This window comes from Mesorhizobium sp. B2-4-13 (assembly GCF_006658535.1).
Lineage (GTDB): Bacteria > Pseudomonadota > Alphaproteobacteria > Rhizobiales > Rhizobiaceae > Mesorhizobium > Mesorhizobium australicum.
On record NZ_VFVB01000016.1, the window covers coordinates 97,680 to 112,073 of the forward strand.

The window sequence follows — 14,394 nt, forward strand, 5'->3', positions numbered from 1 at the left end:
TGTCTCCGGTCGGTGCAGCGAAAACGCCGCCACGACTCAAAGTCGCATCCCATCCTCAATGCCCCATTGGTGGCCGGTTTGGCAATTTACACGACGTCCGCACAAGGATGTCAGACTTCCGTCGGCGACCACGGCTTCAGCTTGGTATCGGTCTGCCGGTAACGGAAAACAATGTCGGTCAGGCCGGCGGCGTCCTGCATATCGCCGACGACAAGCTGGATGACGACGATCTCCAGAATGGCATCGGCGATGGTATTGCCAAGGGCTGGGATGGAAATCACCACCAGCCTGTCGGCCGAAACGACGTCCATGCGCCGCGTGACCAGCACCGATGGGCAGCCGAAGCCGGCGACATCCTGCGCGATCTTCACCTCACGACCATCGCCGATGGCGATCAATCCGGTCGCCGTATCCTGCGATTCCATTGGTCCATGCAGATAGTTAAGCGTATCCCATCCGGATGCCGGCACGCGAACAGCCTCGCGGATCAGCATCGCCGCCTCGCCGGCATTGGCGAAGCTGACACCGGCGCCGACGATGTCGATGGATGTTCTGCCCTGCAGCAGCCGCGCCGCCTGCCCGGCAGCATGTTTCGAGCCGGAGAGGACGGTCGCGACCGCGCCGGGCAAACGCGTCCAGTCGAAGCTGTTGCCGGCAAGGCTGTCGATCAGCATGCCAAGCGCCAGCAAGGTCCCGGTGTAGCCGGTCGAGCTGGCGCCATTGTCGTCGCCCGACTCCGTGGCAAGAACAGCGTCGGTCAAATCAGCCAGCGGATTGTGGCTGCCACGGCAGACTGCCACGCGTGGCGACGCGGATGCCTCGCGCATGACATCGAAAATTTCTCGGCTTTGCCCAGAGGCCGACAATGCGATAAAGGCATCGGCGGCCGCATCCGTGCGGCCATAGAGCTCTGTCGGCGTATAGGCGAAGGCCCTGATGCCTGAGGCGCGCAGATAAAGCGCGCCGGCCAGCGCCGCCTGGTAGCTGGCGCCGATGCCGGCAAGCCCGATCGTCTTGCCGGCAAAGGCTCGCAGATCGAGGCCATCGAGTGCCGCGGCCACTGAGCGCCTGCCGATCTCGAGACTTTCCGTCTGGCGCGTCACCGCCGGGCGATAGCCAATACGCTTCATCATTCAAACAGCTCCAATGTGGGAGGATAGCCCTGGCCGACGAGCAGCCGCCGGGCCAAGGCGACGCCGCCGAGCACCGGCGGCTCGCGCAGCAGCACGATCTGGCTCGCCGGCGACACTTCGGCCATGGCCGCGACGAATGCCTTCATCAGCATCGGCTGCTCCGAGATGACACCGCCGCCAGCCACGACCAGAGCAGGATTGGCGCCGCGTTGGATCAACAGTTCGACAAGCGCGGCAAGTCCTGCCCCGCCTTCCCTGATAACGCGGATGGCCAGAGCCGATCCTGCGATGGCCGCGTCGAACACGGCATTGGCATAGCGCCCCCAGACCGCGGCACCGCGCGTTTCGTTGAGCAGGATGCCGAGCTTGGTCTGGTCGTCAGTAACGAGTTCGTGCATCAGTGCGGCAATCAGCGGGTCGCCATCCTCGCCCCTGTCGAGGCTGTGGCGGACCGCCTTGGCGGCTTCGCGGACCAAAGCCGGCGCACTGCCCTCATCGCCGAGGATCCAGCCCCAGCCGCCGGCCGCCAGCATCTTGCCTTGGGCCGTGCGCGCCACCGCGATGGAACCTGTGCCGGCGACGACGCCGATGCCATCGCTATGGCCGGCGGCGGGCACCATCAGTTCGGCGTCATTGACCACCTGCACCGCGCCGCCGGTCCTGCTCGCCAGCAGCGCCTGGAAGCGCAGGCATTGTTCACCCGTGTCGCAGCCGTGCGCGCCGACTGCCAGCGCAACGGGCGCCACGCCACCGCACAACCCGGCGACGATGTCGGCGAGCCTCGTGGCATCGGTTTCCATCTGCCGAATACGCCAACTCTCCGTGACCAGCACCTCGTCGGCGATCGTGCGCTCGCCCAGGCATGCCATGATGCGCGTCTTGGTGCCGCCTATATCCACGCCTGCAATGATTTTCTGGGTCAAGACATCCACCGCGCATGCCGGACAAAGCGGGTTGCCGCGTCCGATCACTTAGTTAGGAAACTTTACAAACTATCTTCCCAGACGGCAACAACTATGATTTGGTGATCGTCGTAAAAAGCGCATCAAGCGCGATTGGGAGATTGCAACATGAGCAGGAGAAGGATTGGTCTGGCCCTCGCGGCCGCGTCTTTCGCATGGGGACTCACGGCAAGCGTGGCTCACGCTACCGACATCTCGTTCTGGACCTGGCGTCAGGAAGACAAGGCCGCCTACAACGAGCTTTTCACCGATTTCACCAAGGAGAATCCGGACATCCATGTGAAGTTCGAGTCGTTCCCGGACGAGAATTATCCGACCATCGTCTCCACGGCGCTGGCCGCCGGCAAGGGCGGTGACGTCATTCATACTCACGCCTATGGCTGGCTTGAGCAGTTCGTGAAAGCAGGCTATTTCGAGCCGCAGGATCTGACCACGGTTCCTTCACTCGCCAACCAGCCCGCCGATGCGCTGGTGGCCGGCACCTATCGCGCCGACAAGAAGGTCTATTCCCTGCCCTTCGCCTCGCAGACGCTCGGTCTGTTCATCAACAAGGACGTCTTCGCCAAGGCCGGACTGACCCCGCCGACCACATGGGCCGAATTCATAACCGTCAGCAAGGCTCTGAAGGACAAGGGTATCTATCCCCTGGCCAACGGCATGGGAACAAGCTGGTTCAACGAGATGTTCGTCGCCATCTTCACCAACCCGTTCCTCGGCCAGGACTTTGTCACAGATCTGACGTCGGGCAAGACCACCTTTAAGGACCCACGCTACATCGCGGCACTCGGCAAGCTGCTCGAATTGCGCAACTACATGCCTCCCGGTTTTGAAGGCATCGACTACGACACCGCTGGCCAGCTGTTCATCAGCGGCAAGGCGGCGATGCTGGCCGGCGGCAGCTTCGACATCGCCAGCTACCGGACCCAGAACCCCGCCATCAACATGGACTTCGTCGCCCCGCCAATGGCCAAGGCCGGCGGTGTGCCGCAGGTGACCAAGTTCTTTGACGGCGGTTACGCCGTTAACGCCAAGTCGGCCAACAAGGAGGCCGCGCTCAAGCTGGTCAACTGGATGGGCACCAAGGAGTTCGGTGACAAGTTCTCGGCGTTGCTCGGCAACATCTCGCCGATCAAGGGCGTGGTCATTAAGGACGAGCTGCTCGCCCACGTCGCCAAGTTGAACGAGACCGCCATGCCGCATATCAATGTCGTCTACTTTCGTTTCCAGAAGCCGACGGGATCGGAGCTGCTGCAGGGCGACATCACCAAGATGATGTCGGGTTCGATCACCCCGGACCAACTGGCCGCCGACCTGAACGACGGCCTCGCCAAATGGTACAAGCCTTTCCAGGGCAAGTGAGATGAGCAGCGGCCGGAGCCACACCACAAAAGCTTTTCCGTGGCGCCGGTCACTCTGGATCGCGTCACTGCTGACACCAGCCTTGGTGGTCATGGTGCTGTTCGTGCTGTGGCCGCTGCTCTCGGCCTTCCGGCTTGCCTTCTATGAGTTCAACGGCCTGCAGCCGACCGGATTCATCGGCTTCGAAAACTTCCGCAAGGTGCTGTTCGAACAGCCTTATAGCGGCTGGACCTACAACGCCCTGAAACACAACATCATCGCCTTCGTGGCCCTGATGGTGTTCGAGAACGGCACCGCCTTCCTGCTTGCCTACGCATTGCTGAAGGCGCTGCCCGGCCATCGCATCCACCAAGTCATCGTCTTTCTGCCTGTCGTCTTGTCGGCCGTCATCGTCGGCTTCCTGTGGAAACTGTTCCTGCATCCGCTGTTTGGTCTTGTGAACCAGACGCTGGCGCTTGTCGGCATCGGTGCCATCCCGTGGCTCGGCAATGAAAACACCGCGTTGGGCAGCATCCTGTTCGCCAATGTCTGGCACTGGCTCGGCTTCCCGACGCTGGTGTTGCTCGCCGGCATGCAGCGCATCGGCAAGGAGGTGATCGAGGCTGCCCGTCTCGATGGCGCCGGCGACTATGTGCTGATGACGCGCATCATCTGGCCGCTGATTGCGCCGAGCGTCACCATCGTCACCATCCTGACCTTCATCGGCAGCTTCAACTGGTTCGAAATCCCCTATGTCATGGCCGGCCTAACCGGGTCCCCCGGCGGCGCGACGGATGTGCTCGGCCTCTATTTCTACCGCACCGCCTTCGGCTCGACGACGACAGGCATTCAAGATTTCGGCCAGGGCAGCGCGCTGGCGGTGATGATGTTCGTCATCGTTGCCGGCGTTACCGCAATCGCGCTTCGCTATCTGCGCCGTCGCGAGATCGAACTGTGAGCGCAGCGGTCGGCACCAGGGAACCCGGCGAGCTGTTGAAGAACGGGGCCATCCAGCTGATGCTGGCGATCAATGCCCTGATCATGATCTATCCGCTGTTCGTAATGGTGATGTCATCCTTCAAGACCAATGCCGAGATCTTCTCGTCGCCCTTTGCCCTGCCGGCGCACTTTTCGCTGGCCAATGCCCAGCGTGTGTGGAGCGAAACCAATTTCGTCCGCTACCTCGCCAATTCCCTCGGCATCACCATGGCCGCCGTGGCCTTGATCCTTCTGTTCAGCACCATGGCCGCCTATGCCATCGCCCGCTACCAGTTCAGGCTGAGCGCGCTGGTGCTGATGTTCTTCCTGAGCGGCATGACCGTGCCGCTGAAACTGGCCATCATTCCATTGTTCATCCAGTTGGATTCGCTTGGCCTGGTCGACAGCTATGCCGGCCTGGTGCTGGTCTATGTTGCCATGGGCATTCCCTCCGCGGTGTTCATCATGACCGGCTTTCTCAGGACCTTGCCTCGCGAACTGGAGGAGTCGGCGCGTATGGACGGTGCCAGCGAATTTCGCATCATGCGTTCGATCATGCTGCCGCTGGCGCGCCCGGCCCTGGTTATCGTTGCGATCCAGAATGCGGTGCCGATCTGGAACGATTTCTTCTTTCCGCTGGTGCTGATCACGTCCGACGATCTCAAGACGCTGCCGCAGGGCCTCACGGTCTTCGTCGGCGAATTCACCACCGACTGGGGCGTGCTGTTCACCGGGCTGACGCTGGCGGCCCTACCGATCACCTTGCTCTATGTCGTGCTGTCGAAGCAGTTCATCTCAGGCATCACGCAAGGTGCGGTGAAATAAGGCGCGGTGAACGAAGCGCTCAAAGGACCAGGATACCTTCAAATGGCGAACCAGAACAAGATCATCATCACCTGCGCGGTCACCGGCTCGATCCATACCACGTCAATGTCGCCGCATCTGCCGGTGAGCGCGCAAGAGATCGCCGACGCCGCGATCGGGGCGGCCGAGGCTGGTGCAGCCATCGTACACCTGCATGCGCGCAATCCCGCCGACGGCCGGCCCGACCAGTCGACCGAGGCCTTTGCGCCTTTCTTGAAGGTGATCAAGCAGCGCTCCAATTGCGTCATCAACATCACCACCGGCGGCGCCGCGACGATGAGCGTCGAGGAGCGGGTCAAGCCGGCCGCGACCTTCGCGCCGGAAGTCGCCTCGCTGAATATGGGCTCCATGAATTTTGGTCTCTATCCGATGCTGGAGCGCTTCAAGACCTTCGAGCATGATTGGGAGCGCCCTTATCTCGAAGGCTCTCGCGACCGCATCTTCCGCAACACCTTTGGTGACATCGAACACATCCTGCGCACCTGCGCGGAAAGCGGCACTCGTTTTGAAATCGAGTGTTACGACATCGGCCATCTCTATACGCTTGCCCACTTCGTCGAGCGCGGCCTGGTCAAGGCACCGTTCTTCGTCCAGAGCGTGTTCGGCATACTGGGCGGCATCGGCAGCCATCCGGAGGACGTCGCGCATATGAAGCGCACCGCCGACCGCCTGTTCGGCAATGACTATCATTGGTCCGTGCTGGGCGCCGGCCGCAGCCAGTTGCCGATCGCCACGCAGGCCATAGCGCTGGGTGGTAATGTGCGCGTTGGGCTGGAGGACTCGCTGTGGATCGGCAAGGGCCAGCTGGCAAAATCCAACGCCGAGCAAGTGAACAAGGTGCGCCAGATCATCGAGGGGCTCGGCGCCTCCATCGCCACCCCCGACGAGGCGCGGCGGATCCTGCAGCTCAAAGGCGGCGACAAGGTCTCTTTCTAAGGTAAAACACCAATGAGCGCGGTCACCGATCTCCGTTAGCTCGGCCGATTCATTAAGCTGCCGGCTGCAGGGCCGCCCTCAGCAGCATGCCAAAGAGGTCGCGCGGCTCGTCGGGGTCGGCCAGCAGATCGAGCTCCTCATAGAGGCCGGTCGCCTGCAGTTGATCGCGAACATATCGCAGTGCCGAGAAATCCTCGATCGCAAAGCCGACGGAATCGAAGAGCGTGATCTGCTTGGCGTCTCGCCGACCTTGCGCCTTGGCAGCGATCACTTGCCAGAGTTCGGTGACGGGATGGGTGGAATCCAGTTGCTGGATTTCGCCCTCGATGCGGGTTTGTGGCGGAAACTCGACGAAAATGTCAGAGCGCAGCAGGATGTCCTTGTGCAGTTCAGTCTTGCCGGGGCAATCGCCACCCACGGCATTGATGTGGACGCCGGCCCCGACCATGTTATCTGTGAGAATGGTGGCGTTCTGCTTGTCGGCGGTAACGGTCGTGATAGTCCCGGCACCTTCAACCGCCTCCTGTGCACTCCCACAGATGGTGAGGTCGAAGCCCATCCCGGCCAGGTTCTTCGCACATTTCAGCGAGGCGGACCGGTCGAGGTCATAGAGCCTGAGCCGATCGATGCCGGTCAGCGCCTTAAAGGCGATCGCCTGGAATTCAGATTGGGCCCCATTGCCGATGATGGCCATGGTGCGCGCGCCGCTCGGCGCCAGATACTTCGCGGCGACCGCGGACGTGGCAGCGGTGCGAAGCGCGGTCAGGATGGTCATCTCGGTGAGCAGCATCGGGTAGCCGTTGCCGACATCGGCGAGCACGCCGAAGGCCGTCACCGTCTGCAGGCCCTGGCGCATGTTCTTCGGATGGCCGTTGACATATTTGAAGCCGTAGAGGCGCCCATCGCTTGTCGGCATCAGCTCGATGACGCCGTCATGGCTATGCGAGGCGATGCGAGGCGTCTTGTCGAACAGTTCCCAGCGACGGAAATCTTCCTCGATATAGCTGGCGAGCTCGGTCAGGAAGCGCTCGACACCGATGGCGATCACCAGCTTCATCATGCGGTCGACACTGACGAAGGGGACGACGTTCAGCTTCATCGTGTTCATGATTAAAAGCTCCCGGAATGGCTGCGGGTGGGGCGGTCCATGATGCGGCGGCCCATCAGGCTGGCCGTCAGGTCGACCAGCAGCGTCGCGGTGCGGCCACGCTCGTCCAGAAAGGGATTGAGCTCGACAAGGTCCAGGCTTGAGACGAGGCCGCTATCGGACAGCATCTCCATTATCAGATGTGCCTCGCGGAAAGTCGCGCCGCCAGGAACGGTGGTGCCGACTGCCGGAGCGATCGACGGGTCGAGGAAGTCGACATCAAGGCTGACATGCAGCAGGCCGTCTTCCGCCGACACGCGCGCCAGGAAAGCGCGCAGCAGCGGAGCGATGCCATGCTCGTCGATGGCGCGCATGTCGTGCACGGTTACTCCGGCCTCATTGAGCGCCGTTCGCTCAGCCGGGTCGACACTGCGCAGGCCCATGGTGCAGATACGCTTGGGATCGACCGCTGCCGGCAGCTCCGGAAAATAGCCCCCAAAGCCGGGCTGACCACTGGCGTAAGCAAGCGGAACACCATGCAGATTGCCGCTGGCGGTGGTGTCGAGCGTGTGGAAGTCTGGATGCGCGTCGAGCCACAATACGAACAGCGGACGTCCGGTTTCGGCGGCGCGGCGCGCGAGGCCCGCGATGGTCCCGGCCGAGATCGAATGATCGCCACCCAGAAAGATCGGCATGGCGTCCTCGCTTGCGGCATAGGCGGCTTCGGCGATGGCAGATGTCCAGGCCGATATTTCGGGCAGGGCCTTCAGCGCCAGATTGCCATGCACGACGCGCCTTGCCGGAAGCGGCTGGACGGCGCTCAGGTCCTCGACGATATGGCCAAGGCCGGCCAGCACCTCGGCCAGCCCGGCGGTCCTGAGCGCGCTCGGCCCCATCTCGCATCCCATCCTGCCAGCGCCATCTTGCACTGGCGCCCCGACGATTTTGCAACGCATTGTTTTCCCGACGACCAAGTTTCGAATGGCCGGGATGAGATCACGGTGAGCCGGCGATATGAAGCAGGTGAATTGGCAATCCGGAAAGTATGGCTTATCACAATGGCAGCGAAATTGATCAAAATGGCACCTCAATGGACGCGCTCGACGAACGCCTTGTGACCCTGCTTCGGCATGACGCCAGGCGCAGCGTGTCTGATCTTGCGGTCGATCTCGGCGTCTCGCGCGCCACGGTCAGGGCGCGCATGGAGCGGCTGGAACGATCCGGCGACATCATCGGCTACACGGTGGTGCTGCGCGCGGACGCCGTCGATCAACGCATTCGGGGCATCATGCTCATTGAAATTAAGGGTCATGCCGCCGACCGCGTCGTCAGGGCACTGGGTGGGTTTCCCGAAGTGTCGACTATCCATACCACTAACGGCCGCTGGGATTTGGTTGTCGAACTTGGAACCGCCTCGCTGACTGATTTCGATGCGGTACTGCGCCGCATCCGCCTGATTGGCGGCATAACCGGGAGCGAAACCAGCCTTCTGCTAGCTACGCCGCGCACGACGCGAGCACGCCTCACATAGTACCGGCGCTCGGGATCGTCCTTGTTCTCGCACTACATTTGTCGAGCGGGTAAATCGGCCGCGGCACGTTCCTGAACGGCAGTTTGGCGTAGTCCATCGTCGACAGGGCCCCGCAAGCGCAGACAATGATCTCTCCAGCGATCGATTCAAAGTCCGCGCGGAAATGCTGTTGGGATTTCACAACGATTACGTCGTGTGCCGTCGGCTCTATGCCAAAGGCTCGGAACTGCTCCTGATCCAGCAACTGCGAGCGCTCAGTGACGACGAGCACCTTCACTCCACCGACTGAGATGACGGCCGTGAGACCAAAACTGAATAGGAGCCCGCCCAACTGCGGCCCGGTGCCTACAAGCTTTCCGTCGCTTAGACGCAAAAGCTTAGCCTCAACCTGCGATGGTGGTCCGCCAAAGCGCGGGTCCATCTTCCTTTCATGCTCCCTTGCGCACCAAAAGAGTCTTGGGTCTGATGGAACCTGAATTGCCTTGTGCAGCAACTCGGCGGCATGGCGAGCGGTTTCGCGAATATCGACATGTGGATAAGTTTTGAAAGGAATCAGGACGTCCGCGTTTTCACACATGGTGGCCGTGACGTTGGCATGCGGGTCCAGCGTGACGGCGATCGGTATGCGGCGCTTCAGCACTCGACGTAAACGCTCAAGCACTTCACCTTCGCCATCTGAAGAAAAATCGGTCACCATAGCGCCATGCAAGCCAAGCAAAATGCCATCAAGCTTGTCGCCCAAAGCCGCCGCTTTAGCCAGTATCTCATGGGTGATGCGGTCAAACGCGTCACGCGTTACCGGACCAGCAGGTTCGGCATCGGCACTGATTGCATGCACCAGATCCCACTGGTATTTGCGCGCAACATCCAGAAATCCGGCCAGTTCGGTATTGGCATCGCCGCGAGCCGAAATGGCGTCATCGCCTTCCAGGATGCGGCTGCTCCGAAAAGCTTCATAGTCCGCCTTGATCACGTTGAAAGTGTTCGTTTCGTGAGTGAATTCGGCCGTCAAAACACAAGGCGCCATTTGCTCTTCCTCTTAGAAGCTCAAACTCCGGTAGTATTCGGGAGTAAGTCTCCTTCTGGGCCAATTCACGTTGCGAGGTCCGCGCCGACGAGCAGATCTTCAATCGCCGAACTCCTGAACGTGTCGGTCTTTACCGTCCCGTCGATGTTCATCAATACAGCGACTGCATGGCCATGGTCCTTCGTCAGGATAACCATGTTGGAAGCACCGAAATCGAATGCCCCCTTTTCAAACCTGTAGGGTCTCGAAATCACGTCCGTCGCAAATTGCTTCAGATACTGATCACCGATCCGGCTACGCAACGACAAGGGACTAAAGTCGTGTCGACCGGCTGCCTGACGAAATCGCGGTCCCTCCACAGCCTAAGCGGCCGGGGTTCCTGGAGGCCTTTCGAACTTTCTGGGTCGCGCCTCAGCCCGAATTGCGGTTGCTGATGGACAAAGTCGGACACTAGATTCGATTTTTGGATAGTTTGGAAGGCATCGACTTCTGGCAGTAAGCGCCCTATAGGGCCAGCCTAGATGGCACGAACCTGCAGGCCCTAATCGAACATTGCGATCACGGACGTGGCTAGAGTAGCGAATTCTCGAAGCACTGCAGCGGCGGACTTGCGTGGAACAAATTCTTGCTCATTCATCACGACGAATGCAGTGAACGCAATGGGTGGTTCGATTCCTCCGGCCGGTATATGGCCGACCACGACACGCTCTCCGATCTCAAGATAGCCCGGCATAGCTACCGAGCGATATTCTGAAAAGGGGCTGCCAACCCCAACTGTCAATGTAGACGGCTGAGGAACTACCGAAAGCAGGCGGTGATGCTTCCGTCTGATATCAAGTTTATGAAGTGCCCACAACGTAGGGTTACCACTAGCGAACGGTTTGATGGACTCGATGCGGAGACGATAAGCTTGCGGAAGGGACTCTACGAATTTGGCCCCTGTGTAGTCGCCAGATTGAAATTTGGCTTCGGTTTCCGCAACCGGAAAACAGACATCCTTTTCGCGACAGGAACAACCGCGCTCGAATATAGCGAAAGCCAGAGTATCGAGCGCACTGCGAATGGAATTAACATAGGCGCCGACCTCAGCATTAAATTTAAGGGGAAAAAGCTCTTTCCCCGTAGCGACCACTAAATCGACCTCAGCAGGTGCAGACTGCCTCTCGACCGCTATTTCGAAGTTCCTGTTTCCCCAATCAAACAACTTTCGTTCGAGCGCAGGAACGTTCGACACAACCCAATCGACAGCCGCTTGAGCGTTCAGTAAATCTGCTCTCATTGGGGGCTGCTCTTCGCGGCAAGAGATTTCGAGCGTGTCATGCTAGATCGAGCGTTCCATTCGACTGAGCCGTTATGGCGGCCAGCCAAAATTTGTACGAAGTCGATCTAGTCTCCTCTAAATGCTCTATGGGCCAATCATTTCGAGCTGACGTTATCAATGTCAACTGGCCCGCCATTTCGCAGCACCCTAGCACCAGTTTTTCGACATCCGAAAAGGTTACCTTCGCCTTCTCGGCATCGGGCCAGGACACATGCGCAATGCCAGAGTTCCGGAAGGACTGTATCTTCTGAAAACCGGCAAAGTCCACACTCCGATAGGTTTCTAGGAATTTCGTTATGCCGCTCTGACAAATGGGCATAGCGCCACATAAGGTGCTTTTCGGTTCGCTCTCGGCGTAGAGACGCGCCGTCAACTGCAAAGAATCTGGCACCCGCAGAAACTGATAGGCCGACTGTAGCGACACCTTGGAGCCCCGGTCATCAAGGCGAAATGACCTGATCAGCGCCATCAAAATCATTTGCTGCCGGACTTCACTGGCGTAATGCGCGACAGGTCCGTCCTTGTCCCGAGCCATTTTTATGGCTTCATTTATCCCCTCATAGAGGCCGAACGCTCGGGCTGCCATCTCTGCCCACGCATTGAGTTCCGGCGCCATTCGGACAACTTCGTCTATCGACGGAAGATATGGGCTCGGCTTTGGCATCATGTCCTTCAATTACTGGTGGCGGTGGGTTGTCACAACCGCAGAGGCTGACAGTGCAAAATTGCACTTTCATGAATTTTCACCCCGGAACAGGCACCAGCCGGAATGGACAGACTGAAGATCGCTCGGTCCAATAGTTCTGGACCGACAAAATCATGCAGCGGTTGCGGCGTGATCTCGGACCCACCCTTAAGTGGCCAATGTTGCTGAACTACCGCCAGTTGGGCCAGGGCCCGCCGCGCTCTTGAGAGCAAAACTTTTGGCCTTCGGTGCGATTCGAGCAAGAGCTCACCCTCAGGCTGACCGAACAGGCTTTCGATGAGCCCATCCTTTGGCATCTTGAAATCTGGATAATGCTGCGCCGCTCCTTTAAGTGCCCATTTCTGAAGTTTGATCCCATGGCTGCGGTCGTGTGCCGTTCCACTCTTATTGACGGCGGCAACCTTATTTCCGTTCACCGCAAAATGGAGATGATCTTCGGTGTTTGGCACATGCGCCTTATGATGGATTATCGATCGCCCCTTTCCAAGGTCTACAAAGGGTACTGCCTCGGTTAGTAGCATCAGGATCGTATCCTTCGCAGTTTGGTCATCCGACGCAAAGTGATAGAAGACGTCCACTTCCTTCATTTCGGTTTGAAGACCGTCTGCGTCCTTCAAGAATTGCTTAAAGCCTTTCATCTACGCGCCTTTATTTGGAGATCCTGGTTCTACTAGTCCGATTTCGGCAAGTCGTGCAATGGCAAGCACGCGTCTCCTTCGCGCAAATGCTGCCGCCGACAATGGCGAAGCGGGCGATCCTGTTGCGGAGGCCTGTCGATGGCATCCAGCTATGTTGGCCCGCAGCCGTCGAAAACTGGGTGCCGTTGAGCAGCGCCAGACCTTCCTTGGCGCCCAACGTCACGGGCTCCAGTCCATGCGAGACGAACGCGACCTTGGCTGGAAAACAGCCATGCGGCGGCTTATCGGTTCGGGGCCGCGTCGGCCGACTTACTATAGCGACGGCTCGTTGAGATGCGTTAAAATTTGACCAGACCGCACGGGATCGATCCTGTCTGCCTCAGCGAGTGCCCAACGTTGCCATGCTTCCAGTGCCGAGGCATCGATATCAGCCGAACCATCATCGATCGCGCGACGGACGCGCTCAACAAGCGCGCGAATGTCTTCGGCTTAACGTAGAAGTTCGCCGCTGTTGCGCAGATTTTGCAGGCGCTTTTGGTTGAGTTGGACTAGCCATTCCTGGCGCTGCTTCTCCTTTTCAACCTGCTCCCGCTCCGCACGCTCCTCGGCTTCCCGCAGGCTAAGGCGAAACTTTTTCTCACCCGCCACGATGATCGCGGCCGCGATCTCGGCGATCTTTGACTCAAGCTTGGCGTCACCGTCGTCCTGCCAAGAAACCGTATTCCTGCGGTCGAACCCCGGATCGATCCGCAGCGCAAGTGGGGTTGATGCTGGCAGGTCTGGCGCCGGCCGCAGATACCCGTACTGACGCACTGTGCGGTGGCTACCGACTATTCCTATATCCAATCCAAGATAGGTGTCTCCGATGCTTGCTCGCGCATGAATTTCTCCGTCGCGCTCGTAGGCACCACCGTAATGGCCGCGCTTGCTGAGCGCCAAAAACACCGCATTGAAGATTCTCAGCCGCCGCTTGCCTAGTGGATTGTCGAACTTGGGTTCGTCAAAGGTCCACTCGCGTTCTGTATTTTTATCGTGGCGACGCTGCTCCTGCTTGAGCAGTTGAACGAGCCCCTTGTGGGGCCTGTCCAACGTCTGCGGGACAGAAACTTTGCCAATCGCCTTCAACTCTTGTGCGCGGAGTTCGTCGAGGTCTTCTGGAACCATAGCGGATGCAAATGGCCCATTGAATACAAGAGGGGCTGCAATCGACAGCACCCTTTTGAAGCGGGCGTCGACACTGGCTCGGCCCAATTCACCAGGGCGCCGCGGTGGCGCCTTGGGTATTGCTGGCACCCTCTTTCCGGCACGGATCTTGTTCTAATAGCCTTGCGGCGGCGAGGCTACTCCGCATCGCGTCAGCAGCTTCTTCAGCCCGACGTCGGACAGTTCGAGTTTCGCCGCCAAGTCCCGCATCGGCGCGGACCAGGCGAACGCAATCAGATCGTCAGGCAACACAAGAATGTCTCTTTGCCACATGTCGGCTTACCTCCACTTGTCCAGCCGGGCTGCTTTTGGCACGGCTTCGCAGTGTCGATATGACAGGCGGCCACAGCCATCTAAGGTCAAATCTAGCAGGTACAACGTGCGCTCGATCGTGCCAGGGAAGCGCCCAAATCATCAAGCGGCTGCAGATCGGCTGCAACTGAAGCAGAACTCTCGGTGAGCATCGACGGGGGCTCTGGAAGCTATCTGCTTCCTTTCGTAGTTCCTCGCGCAATAGGGGGCAGCCGGACCTTGACGCGTGGCAGAGCGAGGTTTGGTGCTATTGAGGGTGGGCGCGAAAACCGACCGAAGACCGATTGCCGCCCGTAATCGGCAAGCGACGCCAGCGCCTGGTGAGTTGGCCTCAAACGGCGCTACGGCTGCTAAAAAG

General features: G+C 59.6%; 16 protein-coding genes and 1 pseudogene. 5 read left to right on the top strand and 12 right to left on the bottom strand.

Features of this window, described 5'->3' with window-relative positions; translation table 11 throughout:
- Nucleotides 1-110: 110 nt before the first annotated feature.
- A complete protein-coding gene (locus FJ936_RS29625) occupies nt 111-1,133 on the bottom strand; it encodes an SIS domain-containing protein (RefSeq protein WP_141907426.1) in 1,023 nt (340 codons plus the stop codon).
- On the bottom strand, nt 1,130-2,065 hold the full coding sequence (locus FJ936_RS29630; protein WP_246680602.1) for a BadF/BadG/BcrA/BcrD ATPase family protein: 936 nt from the start codon (nt 2,063-2,065) through the stop codon (nt 1,130-1,132). Before FJ936_RS29630 ends, FJ936_RS29625 begins: the two co-directional genes overlap by 4 nt.
- 138 nt (nt 2,066-2,203) lie before the next feature.
- Here FJ936_RS29630 and FJ936_RS29635 point away from each other — a divergent pair, with 138 nt between their 5' ends.
- Genes FJ936_RS29635 through FJ936_RS29650 form a run of 4 tightly spaced genes read left to right on the top strand, consistent with a single transcriptional unit; the run spans nt 2,204 to nt 6,211 of the window.
- The gene (locus tag FJ936_RS29635; protein WP_141907428.1) at nt 2,204-3,454 is read left to right on the top strand and encodes an extracellular solute-binding protein; all 1,251 of its coding nucleotides are present in this window, start codon (nt 2,204-2,206) and stop codon (nt 3,452-3,454) included.
- Nucleotide 3,455: 1 nt separating this feature from the next.
- The gene (locus tag FJ936_RS29640; protein ID WP_140793787.1) at nt 3,456-4,391 is read left to right on the top strand and encodes a sugar ABC transporter permease; all 936 of its coding nucleotides are present in this window, start codon (nt 3,456-3,458) and stop codon (nt 4,389-4,391) included.
- Nucleotides 4,388-5,236 carry a carbohydrate ABC transporter permease gene (locus FJ936_RS29645; RefSeq protein ID WP_141907429.1) on the top strand — a complete coding sequence of 283 codons (849 nt, stop codon included), beginning with the start codon at nt 4,388-4,390 and terminating at the stop codon, nt 5,234-5,236. The genes FJ936_RS29640 and FJ936_RS29645 overlap by 4 nt, the downstream gene beginning before the upstream one ends.
- A gap of 42 nt (nt 5,237-5,278) precedes the next feature.
- On the top strand, nt 5,279-6,211 hold the full coding sequence (locus FJ936_RS29650; RefSeq protein ID WP_141907430.1) for a 3-keto-5-aminohexanoate cleavage protein: 933 nt from the start codon (nt 5,279-5,281) through the stop codon (nt 6,209-6,211).
- Between the two features lie 52 nt (nt 6,212-6,263).
- On the opposite strand, the gene FJ936_RS29655 is transcribed toward FJ936_RS29650, so the two are convergent.
- Together FJ936_RS29655 and rocF are read right to left on the bottom strand one after the other, a co-directional pair.
- Nucleotides 6,264-7,319: an ornithine cyclodeaminase gene (locus FJ936_RS29655; protein WP_141907431.1), complete on the bottom strand. Its 1,056-nt coding sequence runs from the start codon at nt 7,317-7,319 to the stop codon at nt 6,264-6,266.
- Nucleotides 7,320-7,321: 2 nt separating this feature from the next.
- Entirely contained in the window at nt 7,322-8,254 is a 933-nt protein-coding gene (rocF, locus tag FJ936_RS29660) for an arginase (RefSeq protein WP_141907432.1), read from the bottom strand.
- A gap of 134 nt (nt 8,255-8,388) precedes the next feature.
- On the opposite strand from rocF, the gene FJ936_RS29665 reads away from it, so the two are divergent.
- Entirely contained in the window at nt 8,389-8,829 is a 441-nt protein-coding gene (locus FJ936_RS29665) for an Lrp/AsnC family transcriptional regulator (RefSeq protein WP_141907443.1), read from the top strand.
- Here FJ936_RS29665 and FJ936_RS29670 read toward each other — a convergent pair.
- The 8 genes and pseudogenes from FJ936_RS29670 to FJ936_RS31120 form a co-directional block, all read right to left on the bottom strand.
- On the bottom strand, nt 8,822-9,856 hold the full coding sequence (locus FJ936_RS29670) for a M81 family metallopeptidase (RefSeq protein ID WP_141907433.1): 1,035 nt from the start codon (nt 9,854-9,856) through the stop codon (nt 8,822-8,824). The two genes, FJ936_RS29665 and FJ936_RS29670, sit on opposite strands and share 8 nt — an antisense overlap.
- A 65-nt stretch (nt 9,857-9,921) precedes the next feature.
- A complete protein-coding gene (locus tag FJ936_RS29675; protein WP_141907434.1) occupies nt 9,922-10,164 on the bottom strand; it encodes a hypothetical protein in 243 nt (80 codons plus the stop codon).
- A gap of 233 nt (nt 10,165-10,397) precedes the next feature.
- Nucleotides 10,398-11,135 (bottom strand): hypothetical protein, encoded by a 738-nt coding sequence (locus tag FJ936_RS29680; protein WP_141907435.1) that lies wholly within the window; start codon nt 11,133-11,135, stop codon nt 10,398-10,400.
- A 37-nt stretch (nt 11,136-11,172) separates the two neighbouring features.
- A complete protein-coding gene (locus FJ936_RS29685; protein ID WP_141907436.1) occupies nt 11,173-11,793 on the bottom strand; it encodes a hypothetical protein in 621 nt (206 codons plus the stop codon).
- Nucleotides 11,794-11,873: 80 nt separating this feature from the next.
- Entirely contained in the window at nt 11,874-12,521 is a 648-nt protein-coding gene (locus FJ936_RS29690) for a hypothetical protein (protein WP_141907437.1), read from the bottom strand.
- 85 nt (nt 12,522-12,606) lie between these two features.
- A pseudogene (locus FJ936_RS31295) lies at nt 12,607-12,798 on the bottom strand (aromatic amino acid lyase); the annotation flags it as partial.
- A 212-nt stretch (nt 12,799-13,010) separates the two neighbouring features.
- Entirely contained in the window at nt 13,011-13,685 is a 675-nt protein-coding gene (locus tag FJ936_RS31115; RefSeq protein ID WP_246680603.1) for a hypothetical protein, read from the bottom strand.
- 153 nt (nt 13,686-13,838) lie between these two features.
- Nucleotides 13,839-13,997: a hypothetical protein gene (locus FJ936_RS31120; protein ID WP_246680604.1), complete on the bottom strand. Its 159-nt coding sequence runs from the start codon at nt 13,995-13,997 to the stop codon at nt 13,839-13,841.
- Nucleotides 13,998-14,394 lie beyond the last annotated feature (397 nt).